Annotated in this window: 29 protein-coding genes and 1 other RNA gene; 1 reads left to right on the top strand and 29 read right to left on the bottom strand. The window is 29.9% G+C overall.

The window, feature by feature from the left end; all coding sequences use genetic code 11:
• Window positions 1-45: 45 nt before the first annotated feature.
• The 22 genes from alr to rsmI form a co-directional block, all read right to left on the bottom strand.
• On the bottom strand, window positions 46-1,104 hold the full coding sequence (gene alr / locus M9C80_01760) for an alanine racemase (GenBank protein ID URQ69903.1): 1,059 nt from the start codon (window positions 1,102-1,104) through the stop codon (window positions 46-48).
• Entirely contained in the window at window positions 1,101-2,471 is a 1,371-nt protein-coding gene (gene dnaB, locus M9C80_01755) for a replicative DNA helicase (GenBank protein URQ69902.1), read from the bottom strand. Before dnaB ends, alr begins: the two co-directional genes overlap by 4 nt.
• A gap of 38 nt (window positions 2,472-2,509) precedes the next feature.
• Window positions 2,510-2,956 carry a 50S ribosomal protein L9 gene (gene rplI / locus M9C80_01750; GenBank protein URQ69901.1) on the bottom strand — a complete coding sequence of 149 codons (447 nt, stop codon included), beginning with the start codon at window positions 2,954-2,956 and terminating at the stop codon, window positions 2,510-2,512.
• Between the two features lie 3 nt (window positions 2,957-2,959).
• A complete protein-coding gene (gene rpsR / locus M9C80_01745; protein URQ69900.1) occupies window positions 2,960-3,154 on the bottom strand; it encodes a 30S ribosomal protein S18 in 195 nt (64 codons plus the stop codon).
• Window positions 3,155-3,161: 7 nt separating this feature from the next.
• Window positions 3,162-3,641, bottom strand: coding sequence for a 30S ribosomal protein S6 (gene rpsF / locus M9C80_01740; GenBank protein ID URQ69899.1), 480 nt, complete (start codon window positions 3,639-3,641; stop codon window positions 3,162-3,164).
• An 82-nt stretch (window positions 3,642-3,723) separates the two neighbouring features.
• Window positions 3,724-4,950, bottom strand: coding sequence for a cell division protein FtsA (gene ftsA, locus M9C80_01735; GenBank protein ID URQ69898.1), 1,227 nt, complete (start codon window positions 4,948-4,950; stop codon window positions 3,724-3,726).
• Complete coding sequence (locus tag M9C80_01730) at window positions 4,940-5,554, bottom strand: hypothetical protein (protein URQ69897.1); 615 nt, start codon at window positions 5,552-5,554, stop codon at window positions 4,940-4,942. The genes ftsA and M9C80_01730 overlap by 11 nt, the downstream gene beginning before the upstream one ends.
• Window positions 5,541-6,443, bottom strand: a complete 903-nt coding sequence (locus tag M9C80_01725; GenBank protein URQ69896.1) for a D-alanine--D-alanine ligase — start codon at window positions 6,441-6,443, stop codon at window positions 5,541-5,543. The genes M9C80_01730 and M9C80_01725 overlap by 14 nt, the downstream gene beginning before the upstream one ends.
• Window positions 6,431-7,825, bottom strand: coding sequence for a UDP-N-acetylmuramate--L-alanine ligase (gene murC, locus M9C80_01720; GenBank protein URQ69895.1), 1,395 nt, complete (start codon window positions 7,823-7,825; stop codon window positions 6,431-6,433). The genes M9C80_01725 and murC overlap by 13 nt, the downstream gene beginning before the upstream one ends.
• A complete protein-coding gene (locus M9C80_01715; protein URQ69894.1) occupies window positions 7,803-8,873 on the bottom strand; it encodes a UDP-N-acetylglucosamine--N-acetylmuramyl-(pentapeptide) pyrophosphoryl-undecaprenol N-acetylglucosamine transferase in 1,071 nt (356 codons plus the stop codon). The genes murC and M9C80_01715 overlap by 23 nt, the downstream gene beginning before the upstream one ends.
• A 20-nt stretch (window positions 8,874-8,893) precedes the next feature.
• Complete coding sequence (gene ftsW, locus M9C80_01710) at window positions 8,894-10,003, bottom strand: putative lipid II flippase FtsW (protein URQ69893.1); 1,110 nt, start codon at window positions 10,001-10,003, stop codon at window positions 8,894-8,896.
• Window positions 9,993-11,021 (bottom strand): Mur ligase family protein, encoded by a 1,029-nt coding sequence (locus M9C80_01705; protein URQ69892.1) that lies wholly within the window; start codon window positions 11,019-11,021, stop codon window positions 9,993-9,995. Before M9C80_01705 ends, ftsW begins: the two co-directional genes overlap by 11 nt.
• Before the next feature lies 1 nt (window position 11,022).
• Window positions 11,023-12,108: a phospho-N-acetylmuramoyl-pentapeptide-transferase gene (gene mraY / locus M9C80_01700; GenBank protein ID URQ69891.1), complete on the bottom strand. Its 1,086-nt coding sequence runs from the start codon at window positions 12,106-12,108 to the stop codon at window positions 11,023-11,025.
• Window positions 12,101-13,432: a UDP-N-acetylmuramoyl-tripeptide--D-alanyl-D-alanine ligase gene (locus M9C80_01695; GenBank protein ID URQ69890.1), complete on the bottom strand. Its 1,332-nt coding sequence runs from the start codon at window positions 13,430-13,432 to the stop codon at window positions 12,101-12,103. Before M9C80_01695 ends, mraY begins: the two co-directional genes overlap by 8 nt.
• A complete protein-coding gene (murE, locus tag M9C80_01690) occupies window positions 13,416-14,882 on the bottom strand; it encodes a UDP-N-acetylmuramyl-tripeptide synthetase (GenBank protein ID URQ69889.1) in 1,467 nt (488 codons plus the stop codon). The genes M9C80_01695 and murE overlap by 17 nt, the downstream gene beginning before the upstream one ends.
• Window positions 14,875-16,485 (bottom strand): penicillin-binding protein 2, encoded by a 1,611-nt coding sequence (locus M9C80_01685; GenBank protein URQ69888.1) that lies wholly within the window; start codon window positions 16,483-16,485, stop codon window positions 14,875-14,877. The genes murE and M9C80_01685 overlap by 8 nt, the downstream gene beginning before the upstream one ends.
• Window positions 16,478-16,723, bottom strand: a complete 246-nt coding sequence (locus M9C80_01680) for a hypothetical protein (protein ID URQ69887.1) — start codon at window positions 16,721-16,723, stop codon at window positions 16,478-16,480. Before M9C80_01680 ends, M9C80_01685 begins: the two co-directional genes overlap by 8 nt.
• Window positions 16,720-17,628 (bottom strand): 16S rRNA (cytosine(1402)-N(4))-methyltransferase RsmH, encoded by a 909-nt coding sequence (rsmH, locus tag M9C80_01675; GenBank protein ID URQ69886.1) that lies wholly within the window; start codon window positions 17,626-17,628, stop codon window positions 16,720-16,722. Before rsmH ends, M9C80_01680 begins: the two co-directional genes overlap by 4 nt.
• Window position 17,629: 1 nt before the next feature.
• Window positions 17,630-18,742, bottom strand: coding sequence for a cell division protein FtsZ (gene ftsZ / locus M9C80_01670; protein URQ69885.1), 1,113 nt, complete (start codon window positions 18,740-18,742; stop codon window positions 17,630-17,632).
• Between the two features lie 15 nt (window positions 18,743-18,757).
• Entirely contained in the window at window positions 18,758-19,225 is a 468-nt protein-coding gene (locus M9C80_01665) for a division/cell wall cluster transcriptional repressor MraZ (GenBank protein URQ69884.1), read from the bottom strand.
• 74 nt (window positions 19,226-19,299) lie between these two features.
• Window positions 19,300-19,637: RNase P RNA component class A (gene rnpB, locus M9C80_01660), an RNA gene on the bottom strand.
• Window positions 19,638-19,656: 19 nt separating this feature from the next.
• The gene (gene rsmI / locus M9C80_01655; GenBank protein URQ69883.1) at window positions 19,657-20,466 is read right to left on the bottom strand and encodes a 16S rRNA (cytidine(1402)-2'-O)-methyltransferase; all 810 of its coding nucleotides are present in this window, start codon (window positions 20,464-20,466) and stop codon (window positions 19,657-19,659) included.
• A gap of 13 nt (window positions 20,467-20,479) precedes the next feature.
• Here rsmI and M9C80_01650 point away from each other — a divergent pair, with 13 nt between their 5' ends.
• The gene (locus tag M9C80_01650) at window positions 20,480-21,406 is read left to right on the top strand and encodes a hypothetical protein (protein ID URQ69882.1); all 927 of its coding nucleotides are present in this window, start codon (window positions 20,480-20,482) and stop codon (window positions 21,404-21,406) included.
• Here the strand turns inward: M9C80_01650 and M9C80_01645 are convergent.
• The 7 genes from M9C80_01645 to zapE all read right to left on the bottom strand — a co-directional run bounded on the left by M9C80_01645 (window position 21,403) and on the right by zapE (window position 26,663).
• Window positions 21,403-22,014 carry a glutathione S-transferase N-terminal domain-containing protein gene (locus tag M9C80_01645; GenBank protein ID URQ69881.1) on the bottom strand — a complete coding sequence of 204 codons (612 nt, stop codon included), beginning with the start codon at window positions 22,012-22,014 and terminating at the stop codon, window positions 21,403-21,405. The genes M9C80_01650 and M9C80_01645 overlap by 4 nt on opposite strands.
• Before the next feature lie 12 nt (window positions 22,015-22,026).
• Window positions 22,027-22,842, bottom strand: a complete 816-nt coding sequence (locus M9C80_01640) for a cytochrome c1 (GenBank protein URQ69880.1) — start codon at window positions 22,840-22,842, stop codon at window positions 22,027-22,029.
• Window positions 22,839-24,047 carry a cytochrome bc complex cytochrome b subunit gene (locus M9C80_01635; protein URQ70189.1) on the bottom strand — a complete coding sequence of 403 codons (1,209 nt, stop codon included), beginning with the start codon at window positions 24,045-24,047 and terminating at the stop codon, window positions 22,839-22,841. The genes M9C80_01640 and M9C80_01635 overlap by 4 nt, the downstream gene beginning before the upstream one ends.
• A 9-nt stretch (window positions 24,048-24,056) precedes the next feature.
• Window positions 24,057-24,641 carry a ubiquinol-cytochrome c reductase iron-sulfur subunit gene (gene petA / locus M9C80_01630; GenBank protein ID URQ69879.1) on the bottom strand — a complete coding sequence of 195 codons (585 nt, stop codon included), beginning with the start codon at window positions 24,639-24,641 and terminating at the stop codon, window positions 24,057-24,059.
• An 86-nt stretch (window positions 24,642-24,727) separates the two neighbouring features.
• Window positions 24,728-25,120 carry a 30S ribosomal protein S9 gene (gene rpsI / locus M9C80_01625; GenBank protein URQ69878.1) on the bottom strand — a complete coding sequence of 131 codons (393 nt, stop codon included), beginning with the start codon at window positions 25,118-25,120 and terminating at the stop codon, window positions 24,728-24,730.
• A complete protein-coding gene (gene rplM, locus M9C80_01620; protein ID URQ69877.1) occupies window positions 25,117-25,551 on the bottom strand; it encodes a 50S ribosomal protein L13 in 435 nt (144 codons plus the stop codon). Before rplM ends, rpsI begins: the two co-directional genes overlap by 4 nt.
• Window positions 25,552-25,619: 68 nt before the next feature.
• Window positions 25,620-26,663, bottom strand: coding sequence for a cell division protein ZapE (gene zapE / locus M9C80_01615; protein ID URQ69876.1), 1,044 nt, complete (start codon window positions 26,661-26,663; stop codon window positions 25,620-25,622).
• Between the last annotated feature and the right edge of the window lies 1 nt (window position 26,664).

The raw sequence follows: 26,664 nt of genomic DNA, 5'->3' as shown, positions 1-26,664 counted from the left end.
AGAACTTAATAGTTAAATGATATTCATCTAAATGATGAAGTAAATCTAAATATTTTTATAATATCTTTTAACTCTTGATTTGAGTCTAATCATCAGATCATATGATATTAAATTATTTGACGAAGCTAAATTATTAATTGAATGTTCTGGTGAAAAAAATTCACACCAGTCTCCAATTTTGCAATTTTTAATATTCGTAATATCAACAGTCGCTACATCCATACTAACCTTGCCAAAAATATTTGCGTCTTGATCTTTAATTCTTACAGTAGTCCCGTCTTTAATATGGTTTGGTAATCCATCTGCGTAACCCATATAAACAGTAGCTATTTTCATATTTTTCTTAGCGATTGCTCTTCCATCATAGCCAACTTTTTCACCTTTATTAATATCTCTAATATTTATTATTGGAGATCTGAGAGTCATCGCAGTTTTAAGTTCTTCATTACCAATATAACCACCAAAAATTCCTATGCCAACTCTAACCCAATCATAGGATTTTTCTGGAAAATTCATTATGCATCCTGTATTTGCAATGCTTTTTGCAACATTAGAATGTAATTTTTTATATAAGTTATCAAATTTATCAAACTGCGCCTTATTTGATGGCTCATTTACAACATTTGATGCTGCGAGATGAGACATTAAAATAAATTCTTTGTCAGTCAAATAAGAATTATAAATATTCATAAACTCGTCTTCATCAAAGCCAAGTCTATTCATTCCAGTATTAATTTTGAACCAAAGATTGTTAAAATAATTATTTTCTTTTATTACTTTAAATTGATGATTGTTATGAATAACAAGATCTAAAGAATATGAAATTGCTTCATGAAGGTCTTCATTTGAATATATACCTTGCATCAACAAAATCTTTTTTTTTGAAATTTTTCTAATTTGTATTGCCTCCTCAAGACGAACAACACCGTAGCCATCAACCAAATCATCAATATCATTAACTATTTTAGATAGAATATGGCCATATGCATCAGATTTGATGATAGCCATAAAATTTGAAGAATTATTTATTTTGCTCTTTAGTTTAGTTATGTTTTCTCTAACGATATTTGGTTCTATTAAGAGCTCTGTTGTAAGTCTTGTCATTCAAATGATTCGTAAAAGCCATCATTAGAAAAATTTTCAAAACGAGTAAATTCTTTAAGAAAAGTTAGGTATATAGTCCCTATTGGCCCATTTCTTTGTTTTCCAATTATTATTTCTGCCTTGTTTCCTTGCTCAGAGTCTTCATTATAGACTTCATCTCTGTATATAAACAAAATAACATCAGCGTCCTGTTCAATTGCACCCGAATCTCTGAGATCAGCCATTATTGGTCTTTTATTTGGTCTTTGCTCTACTGCTCTATTAAGCTGAGATAATGCAACTATTGGAACATTTAGTTCTTTTGCCAGAGATTTTAAAGAACGCGATATTTCAGAAATTTGATTTACCCTATTTTCATTTGAAGCGGGTAATTGCATTAATTGAAGATAATCAACAACTATTAGTGACAATCCGTTCTCTTCTGTTCTAGCCAATCTTCTTGCTTTTGCTCTTAACTCCATTGGCGATAATAATGAACTATCATCTATCCAAAGTGGTAAATTTTTTAATCTCTCGCCCTCTTTTAAAAGAAGTTTTAATTGATCATCCTTCAGCATGCCAGATCTCACATTTTGTTGATCTAATTTACTCATTCCAGATAGCATTCTAGTTGTAAGAGATTCCCCTGGCATTTCTAAGCTAAATATTAGAACTGCACCATTTGAATCATCATCTAACAAGACATTTTCAGCAACATTCATTGCAAAAGAAGTTTTACCCATGCTTGGCCTTCCTGCTACAACAATAAGATCTCCCTCTTGAATTCCTTGAAGTTTTTTATCTAAATCTTTAAAGCCAGTAGATGAGCCAATTAACCCACCTTTTTTATTGGATAATTCATGAAGTCTATCCATTGTTGAGGGTATGAGCTCTCTCATTGATTGAAGGCTTTTATCATTGAGATTTGTTTCATCATTTAGTGAGAAGATCATACTTTCAGCTTTATCTAAAAGAGCAGCACCATCTTGTCCTTGAGGATTTGATATCAATTCAGAAATTTCAGAATTTGCTTTCATTAATTTCCTTGAAATTGATCTTTGTCTAACAATTTCTGCGTATGCCTCAAGGTTGGCAGCTGAGGGAGTTGTTGTTGCTAGCTCAATAAGATAATCTTTTCCACCAATCTTATTTAAGGAATTTTTGTTATCAAGCTTTTCTGATACCGTTAAGGGATCAAGAGGCTTATTTTCTTCCACCAGCTCTGACATTGATTGAAAAATAATTTGATGGTCTTTGCCATCAAAATCATTTTCTTTTATGACTTGTATAACAGTATCAAAACGATGAGTCTCTAACATAAGACCACCTAAAACAGCTCTTTCAGCTTCTCTTGCTTGCTCGCTTTGATTTAATAATGATTCAGACATAAGAGTATGATTTTTACATCATATCTAAAAATAAACAACTACTCAGCTAATACTTTTACAGTTACCTGGGCTGAAATTTCAGGATGAACAATTATTGTGACAGAATGCTCTCCTTGTTCTTTTATTGGTCCATCAGGTAATTGAACTTCACTTTTATCAATTTCTACACTATTTACTAGAAAAGCCTCTGATATCTCCCTTGTACCAACAGATCCATATAAAGCACCTTCTTCGGTAACGGGAACAAATATTTCACATACAGATCCTTCAATTGATTCAGATCTAGATTTTGCCTTAGTTAAAATATCTTCAGATATAGCTGCAAGCTCATCTTTTCTTGACTCAACTTCTGCAATATTTTTTTCACTTGCAAAAGCCGCCTTTTTTTGAGGTATTAAAAAATTTCTGGCGTAACCAGAGTTAACTTCAACTACGTCGCCAATTTCTCCAAGTTTTTGTATTTTATCTAGTAATATAATTTTCATTATTTATTGATGCATATCTGTATAAGGCAGTAATGCTAAAAACCTTGCTATTTTAATTGATTTAGTTACTTTTCGTTGATTTGCTGCAGAGATACCAGTTACGCGCGCAGGAATAATTTTACCAGTTTCAGTAATATATTGTTTTAGAACATCAGTATCTTTGTAGTCAAATTTTTTTGGTAAATCATATTTACTCATAATGTTTTTATTCCTCTTTTAATTCATTAACAGGTTCTTTTTCAGCAGCAATTGTTTTGTAATCTTCGACATCATCAGTCTGCTTTGCAGAGTTTTCATTATTTGTTTTTTTAGCATCTTTCTCTTTAACATCTTTATTATTTTTATCAAGATCGTCTTTCTTATTTTTAGATTCTTTCAATAGGCTGGAGTCTTCCATGCTGATGTTTTTTACCGATAAAAAAAGGTGTCTTATTATTGAATCGTTATACTTTATCTTATTTTCTAAATTAGATATTTTGGAAGGATCGCCTTCAAGAGCATAAATCAAATAATGACCTTTGTTATGATTATTAATAGAATATGCTAACTGTCTTCTGCCGATATCTTCGGCATGCAATACAGTAAAAGAATTTTCTTTAAGATTTTTTTCAAAGTCTTTTTTAAACTCATCAACTTTAGTTGAAAGATTAGGATTTAAAATTATGACGGTTTCGTATTTATTCACTATGATCCCTATGGTTATTAAAGATTTTTGCAATTAAGCAAAAACCAAGGAAAATGCATTCTATGTTAATTAATATTAAGAATCAATACTCGTTTTTTACAATTTTAAAAAGTTTTGAAAAAAAGTTTTCGTTATTTTCAGCTATTATATCTTCATTTAACTGTTTATATCCATGCTCTACAAGACCAATGGATGTTGCATATATAGGATTTTGTAATACGCTTTCCATGCCAGAAAAGTCATTTGGAATACCTAATCTAATTGTTGTTTGAAAAATTGATTCGGCCAATTCAACCACGCCTTCCATTTTTGATGTGCCACCTGTAAAAACTATTCCAGCTGAAATTTGATCTTCAAATCCATTTCTAGCTATTTCAGCTTTAACTAATTCAAATAATTCTACGTATCGTGGTTCAATTATTTCTGCTAATGATCTTCTTGATAGTTCTCTCGGCGGTCTTCCCCCTACACCGAGTACCTCAATGGCTTCATCGTCCTTGGTGAATTCTGATACACAACACCCATGCCTTTGCTTTATATCCTCTGCTTGTGGGGTCGGTGTTCTTAATGCTTGAGCTATATCACTTGTAACTTGATCTCCTGCTATTGGAATTACGCCGGTAAAAACTATAGAGCCAGAATTAAAAATAGCTATGTCAGTTGTTCCACCACCAATATCGACCAAACAAACTCCCAAATCTTTTTCATCATCAGAAAGAATTGAGTGTGAACTTGCCAGTTGCTCTAGTACATAACCTTTTACAGAAAGGCCACAATTTTTTATACATTTCTCAATATTCATAATTGCACTATTTGAACATGTTACCAAGTGAACCTTGGCTTCAAGCCTTACTCCGGACATGCCCAATGGATCAAGACTGACTTCTTGATCATCAATAACAAACTCTTGGGGTAAAACATGCAAAACCTTTTGATCAGAAGGAATTGAGACAGCTTGAGCAGAATCTATCACCCTATCAATATCATAATTGGTTACTTCTTTATCTTTTATTCCAACAGCACCTTGTGAATTTAAGCTTTTGATATGATTTCCAGCTATTCCAACGTAAACAGATTTTATTTTTTCTTCTATCATTGATTGCGCCTGATCTACAGCTTTTTGAATAGCATCTGTAGTTGCATCAATATTTACAACAACTCCTTTTTTTAAACCACTTGAAGGGTAAGATCCTAAAGATATTACTTCCAAATTTCCTGACTCATCATGTTTACCAACGATGCAAACTACTTTTGATGTTCCAATGTCAAGGCCAACAACAATATTTGAGTTTTTATTATTACTTACCATAATTTATTGCAACTCCATCTTTATATCTCAAATCTATCATATCAGGTACTTTTCTTTTATCGTATAAATAATTCATAGTATCGTTCAACATATTCAATTTTTCTTCTGTGAGTTTTTTGCCAAATTTTACTTTATATTTATTAGTTGCTACTTCCCATCCACTAGTATGATTGTAATAGATTTCAATTGCTGAGCTTTCAATTTTTTTAAAAAATTCTATTAAAGTTTTTACATTATCAAGTCTTGTAACTGGTCCATACACACTATGAATATCAATTTTTGAATAATCATATGGAAAAAATTTTAGATCTTCATCAACAAAAAATTCATTATTTAATACAAAAATAGGTTCTCGATTAGTTATATATATGAAGACCTGGCTAGAAAAAGGAATATACCTTATTGAGTAATCTTTTATCCAGCTCTCATCTTTAATAAAAAATTCAAGATCTTTCTTGTTACTTATATGATTTACTTTTTTTAGAAAGACGTTTTGAGATTCTATTTTAATTCCTGACTCAAAAAATATTTCTATTTCAAGCGCTTTGCAATTAATGCTAACTATAGTAATTAGTATAAAAAATTGTCTATTAAGAAGATGCATCTATTATTTTTTTTACAACGCTATCATAGGATAAGCCATCAAAGCCTCCTGATTTTGGAACACAACTATGAGATGTCATTCCCGGGACAGTATTAACTTCTAATACATACAGATTAAAATTTTCATCTTCTAAGATATCTATCCTACACCATCCAGAACATCCAAGTGCGTTAAATGTTTTTATTGATAAATCAACAATTGATCGGAACTGTAAATTATCTTTTGAAACTTCAATTAATTGAGTTTTATCAGAAATATATTTTGCATCATAATCATAGAAATTATTTTCAGTAATAATTTCTATTGGAGGATAACACTTATCACCAATTATGCTTACTGTATATTCTTTATAATTTATTGCTTCTTCAATTATAAATAAGCCTGAGCATTCCTTTAGTTTTTCTAATGCGATTTCATAATCATTATTATCTTTTATCTCAAAAATATTAATGCTAGATCCTTCCATTGAAGGTTTAATGAAAAAATGATCAAAAGGGATGTCACTAAATTTTAATTCGAGTTTTTTAATCTCAGAAACATCAATAGATTTAGGAGTACTAATTTGTTTTTTATTTAAAAATTTCTTAGTTGCTGATTTATCCCATGTCAGTCTACATACTTCAGATGCGGAACCTGTATATTTTATCTCTAATAATTCAAGCTTTTTTTGAAGCAAGCCTGCTTCTCCTTCATGTCCATGTAAAGCAATAAAAACTAAATCATAATTTTTAAATATATTTAAGTCGTTAATATTTATAAAATCTACTATTTCTGCATCAAAGCCAAGTCGCAATAATGATTCATAGATACCTTGGCCACTATCCAATGAAATTGTCCTTTCAGAAGAACTTCCTCCGCATACAACAATTATATTTTTTATGCTTTCCATTTATCTCTAATAAGATTGCATACTTCAGATATGCTTCCTGCACCTTGTGTTACAAAGATGTCGTTAGTAATTGCTTTTTCTTCCAATAGTGGCATCAAATCATGATAATCTTTGACATATGATGTATTGTTTTGTCCAGACTGCTTCAATGTTTCATAAATAGTCCTGCTATGTATTCCTTTAATTGATTTTTCACTAGCTGAATAAATATCTAACAAATAAATGTAATCTACTTTTTTAAGAACTCTTATAAAATCATCAAAAAGCTGAGCTGTTCTTGAAAATCTATGAGGTTGAAAGATCATACAAATTTTTGATTTTGGGTATTCTTCTTTGATTGCATTTATATTTGAATCAATTTCAATTGGATGATGGCCATAATCATCTATTAATAATTTTTTTTGTTTATTTATTTTTATATTATGTTTTTGATATCTTCTGCCAACTCCTGTGAATTCTTTAATCCCCTTTTTTATATCTTTTATTTTTATTCCTTCCTCTATCGATGTAACTATCGCGCCAACAGCATTATAAATATTATGGTCTCCAGGCAACTTAATTTCGAAGTTATAAGCTTTTTTTGTAGACTTTAGTTTTAGACTAAATTTATTAAATCCATTTTGGTATTTAGCTTTGATAATTTGATAATCAGAACTATAAGACTTACCAAATGTTATTTGTTTTCTGTATATTTTTTTTGCAACTTTTTGAATATTTTTATCGTCTGCATTTAATACTATGTATCCATAAAAAGGTATGTTTAAAGCAAAATTAATAAAAGAATCAATTAATTCCTCAAAATTATTATTATAATGTACCAAGTGGTCATCATCTATATTTGTAATAACAGCCACATCTGGTTGAAGATGAATAAATGATCCATCACTTTCGTCTGCTTCTGCAATTAAATAACTACCATCTCCAAGATCAGAATTATTGTCAGTGCTGAGTACTTTGCCTCCAATAACATAAGTAGGACTTAAATTTGCCGAACTAAATATCTTAGCTAACATGCTTGTTGTCGTAGTTTTGCCATGGCTGCCTGCAATAGCAATGCTGTCATAACCTTTCATCATACTACCAAGCATCTGTGCTCTTGGAATAATAGTTATATTGTTTTTTTTTGCATTTACAACTTCAACATTCTTATTATTTATTGCTGAAGATACAACAAGAAGATTTGCGCCATTAACATTTTTTTCGTCATGTCCAATAAATATCTTTGCGCCTCTTAAAGAAAGTTTTCTTAAATCATTATTATGTGCAATGTCAGAGCCTGATATTTTAAAGCCTTTTTTCAAAAGTATTCTAGCGATACCTATCATTCCAGCACCACCGATTCCTACAAAATGAATATGTTTAATTTTTTTTAATAAATTCATATATATTAATTGCAGCTTTGATATGTAGTATGTCTTTTTTTACATTTTCCCAATCAAGATAACGATGTTTCTCAATAACATCGCTTAACTTTTTCATTAAATTTTCACTAGAGTCAGATTCTTCATGAGTTATTCCAAGTCCAATTTTTTCATGATTTTTAGCATTTAAATATTGATGATTATCAATAGAACTTGGTAATGGAATCATAAAGGCGCCCTTTTCCATAGCGGATATTTCAGATAATGTTAATGCTCCAGCTCTTGAAATAATTAAATCAGCCCAGGCAATACACTCCTCTGGCGATTCAAAAAATTCTTTTACTGTGTAGTTTAAATTCAAGTCTGATGAGGATGTATTTGAGTAAAATTTATTTACTTTTTCAAAATTACCACTTCCACACTGATGTTTAATGAAAAAATTTTTTTGTATTAAAGGTGTTATTGCTAAAAGGTGTATTAATAAAGTTTGATTTAAATAATAAGAACCTTGGCTGCCGCCAGTGATATAAATATTTATTTTTTTAAGATCTATTGGTCTATTAGTTTTTATTGCCTTGAATGACTTTCTTAATGGGTTTCCAATAAGCAATGAATTTTTAATGTCTTTGTTTAAGCTCATACCTAGAAAGACTTTCTTTGCAAATTTTGAAATAAATCTATTTGCAGAACCAACAACAGAATTTTGTTCATGAACATATATAGATTTACCCATAATAAATCCAGCTGTGCATATTGGTATAGTAATAAATCCCCCAAAGCCAATAATGGTTTCAATTTTATTTATATAAATGATATATGCGCACTTAATGATCTGAAATGGAAGTTTTAGAATAATTAATATTTTATTTAAAAAAGAATTTCCTCTAAAACCAACCATATGTATTGAAAAATATTTTAAATTTAAGTTACTAACCGCTTTTTTTTCAAGCTCAGCACCAGATCCGAAGAAGTATACTTTATGATTATTTTCTAGAAACTCATTAGCTACTGCGATTGCTGGATAAATATGACCACCAGTTTTTGCTGCAGCAACTAAAATATTTTTCATAATCCATTATTATATATTCATTATTTTTTTAATGATTTATTTTCAAAATTAATTCTCAAAATTATTGCTATTAATGACATCATAATTATCATGCTTGTGCCTCCATAACTTATAAATGGAAGAGTTAATCCTTTTGTTGGAAGCAAACCAATATTTACTGAGATATGAAATAAACATTGAACTGATATCAAAATTAATGTTCCAAAAGCAACGAATCCTTGAAATATTCTATTTTTTTTAAATGAATCCATAGAAACCTTTAAAATACCAAAAAATAAGATAAGAAACATTCCTATCATTAATATACCTCCAATAATGCCAAGTTCTTCAATCATAATTGCAAAAATAAAATCTGTGTGTGCTTCTGGAAGGAAAAAATTCTTTTGAAAACTATTACCTAAACCCAATCCAAACCAACCGCCTTGTCCAATACTTATTAGAGAGTTTGAGAGCTGCCAACCACTATTTTGTACAACATCAGCTGCAAATGGATCCTGAAAAGCCATCACTCTAGCAATCCTCATAGGAGACTGAGAGATTGCAATAAAACCTAACAAACCTAACAAAATTAGTAGTAAACAAAATTGAAAGAAGGATATTCCTGCATAAAAGAGAATTGTTACAACAAAAAGACAAATTATGGCAGTAGTTCCAAGATCAGGCTGGCCCATTATTAATAGCGAAATAATGCTCAATAAAAACAATGGTTTTAAAAAACTTCGTAATGTATTAATTTCAGAAAGTCTTCTAAAACAATAACCAGAAATGTATAACATCAAGCTAAATTTACATATTTCAGATGGTTGTATATTAATAGAACCTAATCTTATCCATCTTATACTGCCATTAACTGAAGTGCCGACTTCAGGAATAAATAATGCTAGTAGTAATAAAATACTTATCAGCATAAAAATCCAATCAAATTTATATAAAAACTCAGTGGGCGTTATCAAAAATATGACCATTGTTAGTATTCCTATTGATATAAATAATAATTGTCTGGATGCAAAATAAAATGGATTTCCTGTCATTTCATCGGCAACGTATATGCTCGAAGAAGTTACCATCACTAGACCTAAAGAAAGCAAACCTATAAAAGATGAAACTATTAAAAAATTATTATTTGTCATTAAATACACTTTTATAGATTTTATTGAAATATTTTCCCCGATCTTCAAAATTTTTATAATCTTCTCCACTTGGAAAACCTGGAGAAAACAAAATTTTATTTGTATTTCTTTTGGTTTTAATTGAGTTCAAGCATTCTTTGAGCGAAGAACATAAGATTTTATTTTCATGCAATATACACCTATTTATTTGTTGAGCATAAGATCCATAAATATAAATATTCATAGGTTTAATAAGTTCTAGTTTTTTTATATTTTCTTTTGAAGGATCTCCACACAAAATTAAATTATATTCATTTGTTCCAAAATATTTAGCTGCTTTTAGAATTGCATATTTTAATGAATGTGAGTTTGTAGACTTTGAATCATTGATTAAATTTTTTGAAATTTTTTGAAATCTAAAGCTTAAATTTTTGAGAGCTTGTTTTTTAATTTTTTTTCCAACTATCCAATTATATAATTCATAAGGATCTGATTTTGTTGAAGTTTCTTTTGCTTCTAATATCCGAAGTTTTGTTTTTTTATATTTACTAAAACTATTATGATAATCAAGATGGTCAGGCTCTATATTGAGAAGTACTCCATAATCTAATTCAATTTTAGATACCTTATCTAATTGAAAACTTGAAAGTTCAATTATAGAAAATTTTTTTCCGTTGTTTATGCTGTCAAGAACTGGGTTGCCAATATTTCCAATTAAATTTACAGAAAAATCCTTTTTGAGAAGCTGATAGAGATGATAGCAAGTTGTACTTTTTCTGTTAGTTCCAGTTATCCCAATTTTAATAGATGAATCTTCCTTAAAAAAAATATCAATATCTGTAAAAACTGAAAATTTCTTTTTTAGCTTTAAATAATTTTCTCTTGGAATTCCTGGACTACAATATATATTTTCATATTCATTATCAATTTTTGGAAAACCATCTGAGATAATTTCAAATTCTATTTTTTTTCTTTTAAGGTAGGTTTCAAAAGACTTGCCAGTTTTACCATAACCATAAATTAAAGATTTTTTTTGCACTTTACCTTAGTTTTAATGTAGCTAGTGCTATTAAAATAAGTACTAATGTAATGATCCAGAATCTTACAATGATTTTTGGCTCTGCCCATCCCTTTAACTCATAATGATGATGAATTGGTGCCATTAAGAACACCCTTTTTCCTCGAATTTTGTATGATATTACTTGAATCGCAACGCTTAAAGTTTCAATAACAAAAACGCCCGCCATAATTGCAAAAACTAGTTCATGTCTTAAGATAATTGCTAATATGCCTAAAATTGCTCCTAGAGATAGTGAACCAATATCCCCCATAAATACTTGAGCAGGATATGTGTTATACCATAAAAAACCAATACCAGATCCAATTAGTGCCCCGCAAAAAACTATTAGTTCTCCTGACAATGGAAGGTGTGGCAAGTACAAATAATCAGATATAAGTTGATTGCCCATTGCATATGCTATTAATCCTAAAGCTCCACCAATTAAAACAGATGGCAAAATAGCAAGACCATCCAGACCGTCTGTTAAATTTACAGCATTTGATGATCCTACCAAAACAAAAGTTCCGGTAAAGATAAATAAAAACGGCGTCATTGGTAATATTAAATCTTTAAAAAAAGGAACAATAAATGATATTTCAGGCAAAATTTCTGCAGAAGAATACAAATATGACATTGCAACCAATGAGACAAGTGATTGAAACAATATTTTTTGTTTTGAGGTTAGACCATCTGAACTCTTATTTTTTATCTTAAGATAGTCATCAAAAAAACCAATGACTGAAAAGCCTAGCGTGACACCTATAACAACCCATATATATCTATTTCCCAGATCAGCCCACAAAAAGGTTGAAATTATTAAAGAGGACAGAATAAGGAGACCACCCATTGTTGGCGTTCCAGATTTTTCTAAATGTGACTTTGGGCCATCTTTGCGGACAAATTGCTCAAATTGCATTGATTTCAAAAAGTTGATAATTAATGGGCCCATTAAAATTGAAATTAGTAATGCTGTTATTGTTCCCCCGATAGTTCTAACTGTGAGATACCTCAATACGTCAAAACCTGGATCAACAGAAACAAGAACTGTTCCTAAATATTCAAACATTTATAAACCTTTCCATCTTCATTCCTCTAGAACCCTTAATTAAGATAACATCTTTTGAGCTGATGTTTTCTTTTAAATAACTTTTTAAATCTTTTTCTTTATCAAAAAAAATTCCTTTTTTACCATAACTGACGATTGTTTCCTTTGTTAGCTCTCCAAAACAAAGTAACTTTTTTATACCTTTTGCTTTTGCATATATTCCTATTTCTTTATGGAACTTTCTTCTGTACCTTCCTAATTCCAACATATCTCCTAGTATTAAAATAGTATTTTTCTTATACATACTCAATAAATCAATAGCTTTTTTAGTTGAATCAGGATTTGCATTATATGTATCGTCAATAAGGGTAGAACCTCTCAACCATTTTGATTTATTTTGCCTGACATTTTTAATATTTAAATTTGAAATGAAATGTTTTCCATTTTTTTCTAAAATAAAATAAACTGCAAAGCTAATCAAAATATTTCTTACGTTATGTTTGCCTTGAAGTGGTGTTTTTATATTGATTGTTTTTTTAATAAACTTTGACGAGATTGTAAAATGGGTTTGGTTTGATTTATTTTGAATTTTTATTGCAGAAAAATCTGCATCTTTTGTGAAACCAACCGTTAAAATATTTATGTTATTCTTATGACTTCTCCAAAATCGAAGATGATCTTTGTTATCATTTGGAACAACTAAGAATCCATTGTTTTTTATATTACCAATTATTTCTGACTTTACTCTTAAAACTCCTTTAATATTTTTTAAATTTTCGAGATGTGAGTTTCCTATATTAGTTATAACTCCAATTATTGGATTTAAAATTTTACTTAAATAATTGATATCTCCAATCTTACTAGCCCCTATCTCCATTATGATATGATTTGAATCTGGTGAAGCATTAATTAAGCTCAGTGGCATTCCAATTTCATTATTATAATTTTGTATTGTTTTAGATGAATTTTTTAAAACAGTGGAAATAATATTTGTAGTGGATGTTTTGCCATTACTTCCGGTTACTGCAATTACCTTACCTTTATAATTTTTAATAATATTTTTAGAAATCTTCTCTAAAGCTTTGAGAGTATTTGGTACGAAGATGATTTTTTTATTTTTACTATTTGAAAATTTTTTGTTATCTACAATTGCCAATACTGCCCCTTTTTTAAAAGCTTGATCAACAAAATTATTTCCATCAAAATTTTTACCTTTTATTGCAATAAACAATGAGTCTTTTTTAATAGTTCTTGTATCAACTGAAATGTTTTTTATATTTACATTTTTGAGAATATTTAAATTTAAATAAGTAGCTAAATCGTTTGAGTTATTTATAAATTTCATTAACTACCTCATGATCACTAAAAAACATAAATTTTCCATTCTCTTCTTGAGTTTCTTCATGCCCTTTGCCCAAAATTACTAAACAGTCGTCTTTTGATAGAATTGTAACGCCATAATTAATTGCTTCTTTTCTGTCTTTTATTTTATGCACATTTTTTACATCATTATTTTCAGATGCATGAGAAAAAATATCATTGAAGTTCTCAGATCTTGAGTTATCAGACGTAAAAATTACTTTCGAAGAATTTTTTATTGCAGACCTTAACATCTTATCTCTTTTTGATTTATCTCTATCTCCACCACATCCAAGGATTACTATTAGATTTTTGTAATAGTCTTTGATTGAGTGTAAAAAAATTTCAATTGCTTCATGATTATGAGCATAATCAATAATAATATTTGTAGGAATATTTTTTATAAACTCAGCCCTTCCTTTTGGCATTTCTAAAAATGATAAATCGTTCAATTCAGATTCTTTAAATAAATCGAATCCAATTGAACAAATAGCAAATACTAGATTTTCAATATTAAAGCTTGGGAATATCTTGCAAATAAATTTGTATTTTTTCTTATTAGAAAATCCATAAAAATGGCCAGAAGAATTTATATGAATTTCAAAAATTGTTTCATCAATAGATATTTTTTCTATTTTGTAAAAAATATCAGAAAATTCATTCCTTTCACTGACACAAAGTAACTTATATTGATTATTTACAATATGATCATAACTATCTATAAATTCTCTTAAATTTTCGTTGATAAGCTTTAATGCTGAATTCATTCTAAAAATTTCAAATTTGGCATCACGATATTTCTCGATACTTTTATGATAATCAATATGATCACTTTTGATATTTAAGACTGCGGCTGAATTTAAAAATTTAATTCCTTGAAGTCTTTTTTGATCTAAAGCATGTGATGAAATCTCAATACATATATTTACAGGATTCTTAAAACTAAAACTTTTAATAATTTCAAATAGTTCAAATATGTCAGGTGTTGTTTTATCAGAAAATTTTTTTTCTAATTTGCTCTCATTATACTGAATTCCTAGGGTTCCTATATAAAGTGAATCATATCCACCAAATCTTAATATCTGATGACAGAAATAAGCAGATGAAGTTTTGCCATTTGTTCCAGTGAAAGCAAAAAAATTATTATTATTAATATCAATTTTGTTCAAACAAGTAAGGATGTCTATGATTTTACTATCTAGATCTTGAATAAAAAAAACTAATGGGCTATCTGATCTGAATTTTGAATTATTATGAACAACTGCTGATACGCCCATATTTATTGCATCTTCAATAAATACACTTCCATGCATTTTTTGTCCTTGCAATGCAAAAAATAAAGTGTTTTCTTTAATTTTTTTTGAAGAATTGGTAGCATTTATAATTTTAGTTCCATTTGGAAAAGAAACTTTTAAAATTTTTTCTAACTTACTCATTTCCAATATATCCAAGGTAATTTAAGACGTCCTCTGCGATGACTTTAAAAAGAGGTGCAGCTATAGTTCCTCCAGAATAAGCGTTTAATCCAGGTTCATCTATAGAAACAAAAATAGTTAGAGAATTTTTACTAAGCGGAGTTATTCCAACAAACGATGCTTGATATAAGTCATCTGCATAGTCACCGTTTCTGATCTTGTGAGCTGTTCCAGTTTTGCCAGCCACTTCATATCCTTTTATGTATGCTTTTTTGCCTGTACCTATTTTTATTACCTCTTTTAATGCGTCTATTGTTTGGTTTGCTGTTTGGTCTGAAATTATTCTTTTTGAAGAAATTTCATCAGATAAAAGTAATTTAAAATCTTTTAAAATGCCATCATTTGCAAAAACAGAATACGCAGTACTTAACTGGTATGGACTAACTTTTATGCCATAACCATATCCAAGGCTTGCTAAACTATGCTGAGGAATGTCATCACTGAAATTCATAAAGCCAAATGCTGAAGAGGGAAAATTAAGAGAAATTGGTTTTGTAAATCCAAAATTTAAATAAGTTCTTTTTAGCTCATCATAACCTAGACTAATTGCTAACTTGCTTGCACCAACCTGACTTGAATGAGCAATTATTTCTTTTATTGAAAGTTTTTCATGATTCTTTGTATCACTGATTACTTTTTTACCAATTTTGATTCTTTGAGGTGTCTCAATAATCTCATCTGCTTGTAATAAATTATTTTCTAATATTCCCGAGAAAACTATTGGTTTCATAACTGACCCTAGTTCATAAGAATCGACTAATGCTCTATTTTTTTGAACTTTTCTAGCAGGATTATTTGGATTGTACGAAGGATAGCTGACCATTGCTAAAACTTCGCCTTTTGAGTTGTCTAATATAATTGCAGTTCCTGCTTTTGCTTTATTGTTCTTTACTGCTTCAACCAAATGCTTATAGGCATAAAATTGTATTGTTGCGTCTATAGTTAAAGCTATATTTTGACCATGAATAGTTTTTTTTATAACAATGGGTTTTGATATCACTTCCTGTTTTGCGTTTCTATATAATTTTTGCTTTCCTGACATTCCAGAAAGAATGTGATCATAACTCTTTTCTAAGCCTTCTAGTGCACCATCTTTGCCATAAAATCCTATAAGTGGTGAGATTTGCTGTCCTAATGGATAATGCCGAGACTGTCTCGATTCAATCTCGATGTTATTAATTGAAAGTTTTTTAATTGCGTTTACTTCAGCGAGTGTTAAATCTTTAACTAATAGAGTTTTTTTAGAAAAAGATCTATTTGTATAGGATTCGATTTCGATTGTATTAGAAAGTTTTACGAATTGGTTTTCACTAAAGCCTTTGAGTGCATATAAATCATAATTTTTAACAGTTATCGCTAACGGAAAACTATTTCTATCATATATTCCTCCCCTAGTTGGTAGAGTTTTATTAAATGTAATTTGACGCTTTTCACCCTCACTTTGCAAAAATGAACCATCCTTTACTTGAACAGAAATTATTTTTACTAAAATAATAAAAATGAGAGAAATTAAAAATAAAAGAATGAGAACAAGTCTCCAATTTATAAAATTAATTTTATTCATTTAGTATTTTTTTTGGTTTTTTTTTATGCATCCCAAGTTCTGATTTTGCTTTGTTTTCAATTTGAGCTGGAGAGTTTTCAATATAAAACTGAGTTTTTAAAACTAGATTATTTTTCTTAAAATTTTCATACTCAATAAGTAAATTTTGTTGGTTAGTAATTAATCTTGAAATCTCCCAAGACAAAGTAATTTTTTCAAATGATAAGAATACCACCACAAACAATTGAAAAAAAATCACAAATTGAATGTAGTTTTTTTCTTAAAAACTCTCATGATTGCACTCCTAGATCTTTTGTTTTTTAAAATCTCCTCTGAAGAGGGTCTAATTTTCTTTGCTATTGAATTGAATTTTTTTTCTTTTTGACTATTTATAGGTATATCTTTTGGATAGTTTTTAATTTTTGGTTTAAAAAAATTTTTAACGATTCTGTCTTCAAGTGAATGAAAAGAAATAACTACAATTATACCGTTTTTTTTTAAAACACTAGCGGCACTTTCTAGGGCAATTTTTAATTCCTCTAACTCATTATTAATAAAAATTCTTAAAGCTTGAAAAGTTTTAGTAGCTGGATGAATTTTTATTTTTTTTTCAGGATAAATTTCTAATATTATGTTTGCAAGTTCGTGAGTTGTTTTAATTTTTGTTTTTTTTCTATAATCTAATATGGATTTAGTTATTAACTTTGCATGTTTTTCATCACCAAATTTGTAAAGAATTTCTTTTATTTCCTCACTATTTGCATTATTTAACCACTTGGATACTGGAAAACCGTGAGTATTATCAAATCTCATATCTAATGGTCCATTTTTTTTAAAACCAAAACCTCTCTTTTCATCATCAAGATGTGTTGAGCAGGTTCCTAAATCAAATAATATTCCATCAATGCTATTTTTTTTAAAAAACTTTTCTAGGTCTTTAAATGAACTATTTATGAATTCGAAATTTGAGTTATCGATTTTTTTTGAGTCTAAATAAGCATCTCTATCCTTATCAAATGCAGTTAAAAAACCATCATTTGATAATAATTTAAGAATACTTTTTGTATGACCGCCTCTGCCATAAGTGCAATCAATATAATTGCCATTTTGTTGAGAGACTAAATAACTCAAAGACTCTTCCAGCAAAACTGGAACATGAAGCATTTTAATCTACTTGTTTTCTCATAAAAGTTGGTACATCGAGGAAATCAATTGCCTCTGCAGACGATGTACCAACCTTTTGACTTGATTGATTTTTTTTCAGTCCAACTGGATTGAGTTGAATTGATGGTTGATTGTCCGTTACTAATGTCGGTGCTTTTTGATTTATTCCAGTAGCAATTATAGTAACTAGTAAATCATCACCAACACTATCATCATAAACTAGACCATAAATAATATTAGATTGTTCAGGATCGCAAATACCTTCAACAATTTCACCAACTTCTGCTTGATCCTCAAGTGTTGGTTCTTTTGCAGTTACGTTTACTAATACTCCTTTAGCATTTTTTAGATTAATATCTTCTAAAAGCTCGCTACCTATGGCTTCAGTAGCAGCTTGCACAGCTCTATTCTCGCCAGATGCTTTCCCAGTGCCCATCATAGCAACACCTTTCTCTGACATAACTGCTCTAACATCGGCAAAATCTACGTTGACATGACCAGTTTTCATAATTACATCAGATATACCTTGAACTCCACCTTTAAGGACATCATCAGCTTTTGCAAAAGCTTCTTGCATTGAAGTTTTTCCTCCAAGAATTTCGTAGAGTTTTTGATTTGGAATTGTTATCAAACTGTCAACTTCTTCAGTTAAAGCAGCTAGTCCTTTTTCTGCTGACACCATTCGATTTTTTCCCTCAAATTTAAATGGTTTAGTAACTACCGCAACTGCCAATGCTCCAACTTCCTTGGCAATTGAGGCTATAACAGGTGCAGCTCCAGTACCTGTCCCACCTCCCATACCTGCAGTTATAAATACCATATCGGAACCTTCTAAAAGTTTTTCTATAGCATCTCTATCACTCTCAGCGGCTCTTCTTCCGATATCTGGATTAGCCCCTGCTCCTAAACCTTTTGTAAGTCCGTTACCTAATTTAATTGTTGTTGCACAATTAATTTGTGAAAGTGCCTGAGTATCTGTATTTGCGCAAATAAATTCAACTCCTTCAATATTATTTTCAATCATATGCTTTACAGCATTTCCACCTGCGCCACCTACTCCAACAACTTTTATATTTGCATTTTCTATTTCTTGTCCAATAACTTCCCAATTCATTATCTATCCCCTATATTAAAATGACATTGTTTTTATTGATTCAGGCATAACAACGTCAATAATTTCAGTTGATAAGCTTCCACCAGTTTGTCTCATTTGCCAATCTTTTGTGTTCCAAATTTCAAATTTATTGCCCATTCCTACAAGAGTTATTTGCTTTTCGTTTTCTATATTTGTGAATTTTCTTAATTCAGATGGTATTAAAATAAGCATTCTTCCATTTGGATCGAAATCACTTACGCAAGCGTTTCCTAAAATTGTCCATTGGATGTTTCTAACAATTGGGTCAAGCCCCTGTAAAGATTTTAATTGATTAGATATTCTTTTCCAAACAGATCCTGGATATAATTTTAGTGATGAGTATTGCGGGTCTTTTGTGATTACAACTTCATTTTCTTTGTTATCAACAAATTGAGATCGATATTTTGCAGGAATAGAAAATCTTCCTTTTTTATCTAAAGATACTGTATTTAAACCGTACATGTATAAAATATAAAGACTTTTTGCACACTTTGCAACACATTTTCACACTTTTTACACACTACATAGTTATATAAAAGGTGAGTTGGTCTGTAAGCCGGATTCTGTATAAGATGATCATCTATCTTGATATTGTGTCACCACAATATTCTAGCAACCTACCCAAATCCTAGACGAGCAACCTTAAAGGATTTCTATTTGGTTTTGCTTCGGGCTGGGGTTTACAATGCCTTAAATGTTGCCATTTAAGCGGTAAGCTCTTACCTCACCATTTCACCCTTACCAAAATTAATTTGGCGGTATTTTTTCTGTTGCACTTTCCGTAAGCTTTCACTTCCCAGGAATTACCTGGCGCCCTGCTCTATGAAGTCCGGACTTTCCTCTAACTTTCATTAGCGATCATCCAACCAACTCGGCATCATTATATATAAATTTTATAAATCTAAAAGATCTTTATATACATCTCTCTTGTTCTCTTTTGTAATTAAAGATATTAACTTAGCAGCATCTTTTGCTTGCATTTTTTCTAAGAAAGCTTTTTTCATTTTATTATCAATTTTAAAACTTCTTGTTTTTGTTCCTTCAATAACAATAACAAATTCTCCCTTTAGGATAATCTTATTTCCTTCAATCTCCTGATAAATAGATTTAATACTGCCTCTAACAACTTGCTCGTGAACTTTAGTCATTTCTCTGCACAAGGCTATGTTCCTATTATTTTCGAGATTTGAATTAAGCAACTTAACCAGACTCGATATCCTTTTGGCACTCTCAAATAAGATAATTGTTTTTTGCTCATTTTTAATTAAATCAATACATTCATTTCTTTTGCTTTCTTTTTTTGGCATAAAGCCAAGAAATATAAAGCTAGCAGTTGATATTCCTGATAGAACCAGAGCATTTAATACTGACGAGGGCCCAGGAATTACCGTGAATTTTAAATCTTCCTTAATGCACTCTTTAATTAAAAAAAATCCTGGGTCTGAAATTGCTGGCATGCCAGCATCGCACATTATTGAAACTTCTTTATCATCTTTAAGAAGTGAAATTATTCTTTTTGTAACAGTTTTTTCATTATGTTCATGAAAAGAAATAGGTTTTTTATTTATTTTTGCAAAGTTTAATAATTTGGAACTAACTCTGGTATCTTCTGAGAAGATATAATCTGAATTTTTTAAGACATTAATTGATCGTAATGATATATCATTTAAATTACCAATTGGAGATGAAATAAAATTTAACATATGGAGTTATGATTTGCTTAAACAGAAATATAGCTTAACATTTTTTACCGTATTGCTTTTCTTTGTTTTATCAAGTTGTGCCTCAATTAGTACTAATAACTTAAAAAATAAAGAAATATATATTAATTACGATACCAGTAATAAAAATAAAGAATATATTATTGAAAACTTGCTTTTAGATCAAAAGAGATTTAACGCTGTATTTAATGAAGAAAGTGGTTTAAAAATAAAAAATGACTTACTAAGTTCAAACTTGTTGTATTTTTGCAACTCTGTAGAAAAAGATCAGCAAATTCAGATAGAAAAAAATCTTTTTAAAAAAGAAAATAATGAGGAAAATACTTTTGTAATATATTCCAAAGATTTTTTATCTTATATTAATGAATTAAGAATTAATTACCCAAATGTAAATTACTATGAAATAAATGAAAAAAGCTATGAACTGTTTTCTAATAAAATATTAAATATTGATTCATCAATAATAAGAAGCAAGGAAATACAAAAGTTAGATTTTGGAATTGAAATAACTCATGAGCCAAGAAGAAGACAGGATTTACAAAGAATATATTTTGTAATCAGCTATAGTGAGGCAAAATCTTTGATTCCAATTTTTATAAGTAATGCCTTAGATGTTGATTACTATGGTACAAGCAGAATCTTGATTGAAGCTCCAAATGTCAAAAAAATAAGTGACTTTGAAGGGCTTTTTATCCCTATACCTGAAGAATTTTTTAAAATAATCTCAGAAAAAAATCCTACCAATAGTTTGAAACAAGAATATGAAAAATTATTAATCTCAGATTTATTGGTTATAGAACAATATTTACAGACTAATAAAAAGATAAAAAATTTAAAATTAAATAGTGGTTATGTTAGTAACAACCAATCTTGTTTAAGAAGAGATATGCCTATTTTGCATATAAAACCGGAAAATATCTAATCAGTCTTAAGATCTCTTTCAATAGAAGATAGACTGTCAAGAAAACCAGGCCTTTCAAAAACATTTTTTTGATAATCGATTAATGGTTTTAAATGTCTATTAACAGGCAACCTTATACCAAGGGATGGAAGCCTCCATAAAATTGTTGCAAAGCAACAATCAACAATTGTGAACTCGTCACTCATGAAAAACTTAAATTCTTTAAAAGTAGGAGCAATTGATGATATTTCGTGAAGTAATTCCTCTCTTAATTTTATTAATTCTTTTTCAGGTAGTTCAGCATTAATGAGTTGATCTAATATTGGGCACCACTCTCTATCAATTCTTAAGATTAATGTCCTGCTGTTTGCACGCGAAACTGGGTATACAGGTAAAAGAGGTGGATGAGGAAATCTTTCATCAAGGTATTCCATCATTACAGTTGGGTCATGAATAGCTAAGTCTCTATCAATTAAGATAGGCAACTTACCATATGGACTCATTGAAAGAATATCATCTGGAGTTTCCTCTAGACTAGATTCATTTATTTCAGCTGTGATATCTTTTTCAGCAAGAACAATTTTGACTCTTTGGCTATAGTGGTCATCTTTGCCTGAATATAAAATCATATTTTTCCCCTTTTAATGATAATCTTTTTGATATTCTCTATATAACATAGCCGATATTGCTGTAAATATTAAAAAATAAAAAATTACATACCAACCAATTCTTTCTCTTTCAGCTTTTGCAGGCTCACCAACATATACAAGAAAATTGGTAATATCATATATCAGCTGATCAAACTCAGTTTTGTTTAATTTTCCCGTGCCTTCTTCAACTTCCAAAAATCCACATTTATTCTTATATATTGTATTGCCCATATCATCTCTTTGTTCACGACCATTTGAAGCTAGTAACGGTGCATCTTTGCATACTAACTTCTGTTTGCCTTGCAGAGATAAGAGAACATTAGGCATGGCTGTTCCAGGATAAACTAAATTATTTACACCATATTGTTTTGATGAATCTTCATAATAAGCTCTTAAATATGAGTAGATCCAATCATCACCTTTGTATCTGCTAACTAAAGTTAAGTCTGGTGGAGCAACGCCAAACCATAAAGCAGATTCATCTTTAGACATTGAGCCCTTCATGAGGTCGCCAGCTTTTATTGAATCATCAAAGACAAGATTCTGAAAAAATATTTCATCTGGTATCTTTAAATCCTTTGCAACACGGCCCCATCTTGAATATTGAAGAGAGTGGCATCCGTAACAATAATTTAAATAAACTGATGCTCCTCTTTGCAATGATTCTGTATTATTAAGTTGAGGTTTAAAAGCATCACATTCTCCATAATCTTTACACGGTCCGCCCTCGGCCGAAAAGACATCAAAAGAAACAAGTAATAGCAGCAAAGAGAAAAAAATAATTCCTCTGTGATTTAAAACATTCATAATCTTGTGGGGACAACCTTAGTTTTTTCTAAACTAGTATAAATAGGCATTAATAAAAAGAATGAGAAATATAATATTGTACATATAATACTTACAGTTTTTCTAACCTCTGTGACACTAACTGTACCCAAATATCCAAGCGTAAGAAAACTAATGCCGAATAGTGCTATTGCAATTTTGCTATAAATTCCTTTGTATCTAATTGATGCAACTTTGCTCTGATCTAACCAAGGCACTACAAAGAATATTGCCACTGCTGATGCCATAACAATTAATCCACCAAGTGGGTCTGGAACTGCTCTTAACATTGTGTAGTAAGGCGAGTAATACCATACTGGTGCAATATGTTCTGGAGTTACAAGAGGATTTGCTTCTTCAAAATTCGCCATTTCTATAAAATAGCCGCCGCCCTCTGGGAAGAAAAACATAATAATTGCAAATACAGTCATAAATACACCAATGCCGACCAAAGCATTTAATACTTTGTAAGGATAGAAGGGTACGCTATCGAGAGGAACTCCATCTTCATCTAAGTGCTCTTCAATATCAACCCCCTCAGGATTTCCAGCGCCAACTTCATGCAATGCAACTAAATGCAAAAATACGAGAGCTATCAAAACAAGTGGAAGTGCAACAACGTGTAATGCAAAAAATCTTGATACTGTTATACCAGAAATATAGTAATCGCCCCTTACCCATAATTCTAATGATTCTCCAATATATGGAATAGCGCCAAATAAGGATATTATTACTTGTGCTCCCCAATAAGACATTTGTCCGTATGGTAAAACATACCCTAAAAATCCTTCAGCCATCATAGCTAGGTATATAGTGCAACCAAAAATCCAAACTAATTCTTTTGGTTTTTGATAAGATCCGTATAACAATCCTCTAAACATATGTAAGTACACTACCGCAAAAAATAAGGATGCTCCGGTTGTGTGCATATATCGAATAACCCATCCATAATCTACATCTCTCATAATATATTCTACAGAAGCAAACGCGCCCTCCTCAGTGTTTTCGTAGGGCATTATTAACCAAATCCCTGAAACTATTTGAATAATTAATGCGACAGATGCCAAAGCACCAAACAAATACCAAAAATTTACTTTTTTTGGTACAGGATGTTTAGATAAGTGACGCTCAAAAGTATTTGCTATTGGTAGTCTTTTATTTACCCATGTAAAAACACTTGAAATCATTTGTGACATTTATGCAGTTCCTCCATCCTCTCCAATTGTTAATATTGATCCATCAAAAAAATGAGGTGGTACTAGTAAATTTGATGGTGCCGGCATACCTTTGAAAACTCTTCCAACCATATCAAACATTGATCCATGACATGGACAAAAAAAGCCACCTGTCCATGACGAATCCCATGCTTTTGGTTCTACTTCTGGATAGTACTTTGGTGAACACCCCAAGTGAGTACAAACTCCTGTTAAAACTGTATATTCTTTACTTTGGCTTCTTGTTGCGTTTATATTTTTGTATGGTTCCTCAATTTTGTCTGAATTGGGGTCATCTAATTTTGACAAGGATAATTCAAGATTTTTTAAGCTTTCTATAGTGTGCCTTACAACAAAAACTGGTTGTTTTCTCCATGCAATTTGTATTTGTTGTCCATATTGCATTTTTGAAACATCAATTTTTACAGATGCTCCTTGTGCTTTAGCCTTTGCACTTGGATTCCATGCAGCGATAAAAGGAGTTGCAGCAAATGGCAGTCCAGCAAGGCCTGTAATACTTGTTAGGCCTAATAAAACTTTTCTTCTTGTTTTATCTTTTTTTTGCATTTATTTTTTTAGAATTAAAAATCAAAAGGTACATCTAATATATAGTAATTATACCATCAATAATCAAGTTAAAATTTGAAAAAAAATTAACGTTTAGAGAATTGTTTACTTTTTCTAGCTTTCACTAGCCCTGGTTTCTTTCTCTCAACTTTTCTTGGATCTCTTGTTAAAAGTCCTGCTTTCTTGAGTTGAGGTCTTAGTTCTTCATCATAAGAAATAAGAGCCCTTGAAATACCATGCCTTATGGCTCCAGCTTGACCGAAACTTCCGCCGCCTTTGACTTTGATATTTAAATCTATTTTATTTGTTAAATCAGTTAATTCAATTGGCTGCATGACAAGCATTTGTGCAACTTTTCGACCAAAATATATATCTAATTTTTTATCATTTACTGTTATATCACCCTTCCCTTTAGAAAGATAAATTCTAGCAGAAGATGTTTTTCTTCTACCAGTTGCGTAAAAAATTTCTTGTGTCATATTTTAGGATTCCATACTGTTGGTTGCTGAGAATCATGTGAATGCACAGGACCACCAAAGACTTTTAATTTTTTTATTATTGACTTGCCTAACTTGTTTTTTGGTAGCATACCCTTTACTGCATCTTCGATAATTCTCTCAGGATAAGTCTCATTTACTTCTTTAAACGATTTAACTTTTAAGCCACCAGGATAAAGTGAATGTTTATAATATTTTTTATCAGTAAGCTTTGAGCCTGTGACTTTAATTTTCTCAGCATTTATAACAATTACATAGTCTCCAGAGTCAACATGGGGTGTAAAAGTTGGTTTATCTTTACCTCTGATTTTATCAGCGATCTTTGTTGCTACTCTTCCCAAAATTTTGTCAGAGACATCTAGAACAAACCATTGCCTATCAATATTTTCTTTTTTCAATGAGAAAGTTTTCATATACATATAATTATTAGATGCGAATATTAATGTTTAAGAGTTAAATTAGCAACGTTTTAGATAAAAATTTACAAATTATTATAATATTCTTTAGTACTCATTTCTTTAATCCTGCTTTCACATCTTTCCCATAAATAATTGAGCTTTTTTCCAGTATATATTTTATTATTTTCAATATCTTTAATAAAAAATTTAATTTTTTGGCTATCTTTATAGGCTATATCTATAAAAGAAATAAATCTTCTGATAATACTTGTATTGGAATCATCACATTCAAAAAATTCATTTATTAAAATGTACTCATAATTTTTACATATTTTTATGTATTCTTTAGATCCATTTGGTTTTGAGAAAAAATCTTTAAAAGAAATCCAAATATAGTTATTTCCAAGAGATTTGCATGGGAATATTCTTGAATTAATTTCAAAACTATCAATTGATTTGAATCCATTTTGAAAATTTTTAGCTATAAAAGTTTTTATCTCATCTTCACCTATATTTTTATTATTCTTTTTAGTGTCATCCTGATAAAAATTCATCATTCTATAATCTAAATTTCCTTCAAGCTCATAAACAATTAGCTTATTTTTTACGATGTTCATGGACTGGATGAATTTTTCTCTTTGTAAACCATCTTTATATAAATTTTTAGGCTCCGAATTTGAAGAAATATAGACCTTAACCTTATTATTAATTAAATCATTTAATAAATTACCTATAATCATTGCATCAGCAACGTCTTCTATCTGGAATTCATCAATAAAAATTAATTCATACTTTTTTTGAAGATCTTTTGAAATTTTTAATAAAGGATCTCTTATGCCTTTTTTAATATTCAAATTTTCATGAATGTAATTCATAAAGTCTATGTAATGAAAAATTCCTTTTCTATTTTTTATCAAATTTAAAAAAGTCATCATAATTAAAGTTTTACCTCTTCCAACATCACCCCATACATAAAAGCCCTGTTTTCTTTTTGATTTAAAAAAAGATATGGGGCTTGCGTTATCTTGCTCATATTCTGATAGTTTGGATATCAATTTTGATTGACTATCATCAGTAATAATTCCTTGGTTTTTTAAGTTATCAATGATATTTTTAAATAAGGACATT

Source organism: SAR86 cluster bacterium (assembly GCA_023703615.1).
Taxonomy (GTDB): Bacteria; Pseudomonadota; Gammaproteobacteria; order Magnimaribacterales; family D2472; genus MED-G85.
Note: the sequence above shows the minus strand (reverse complement) of the source record. Positions and strands in the feature narration are given on the sequence as shown.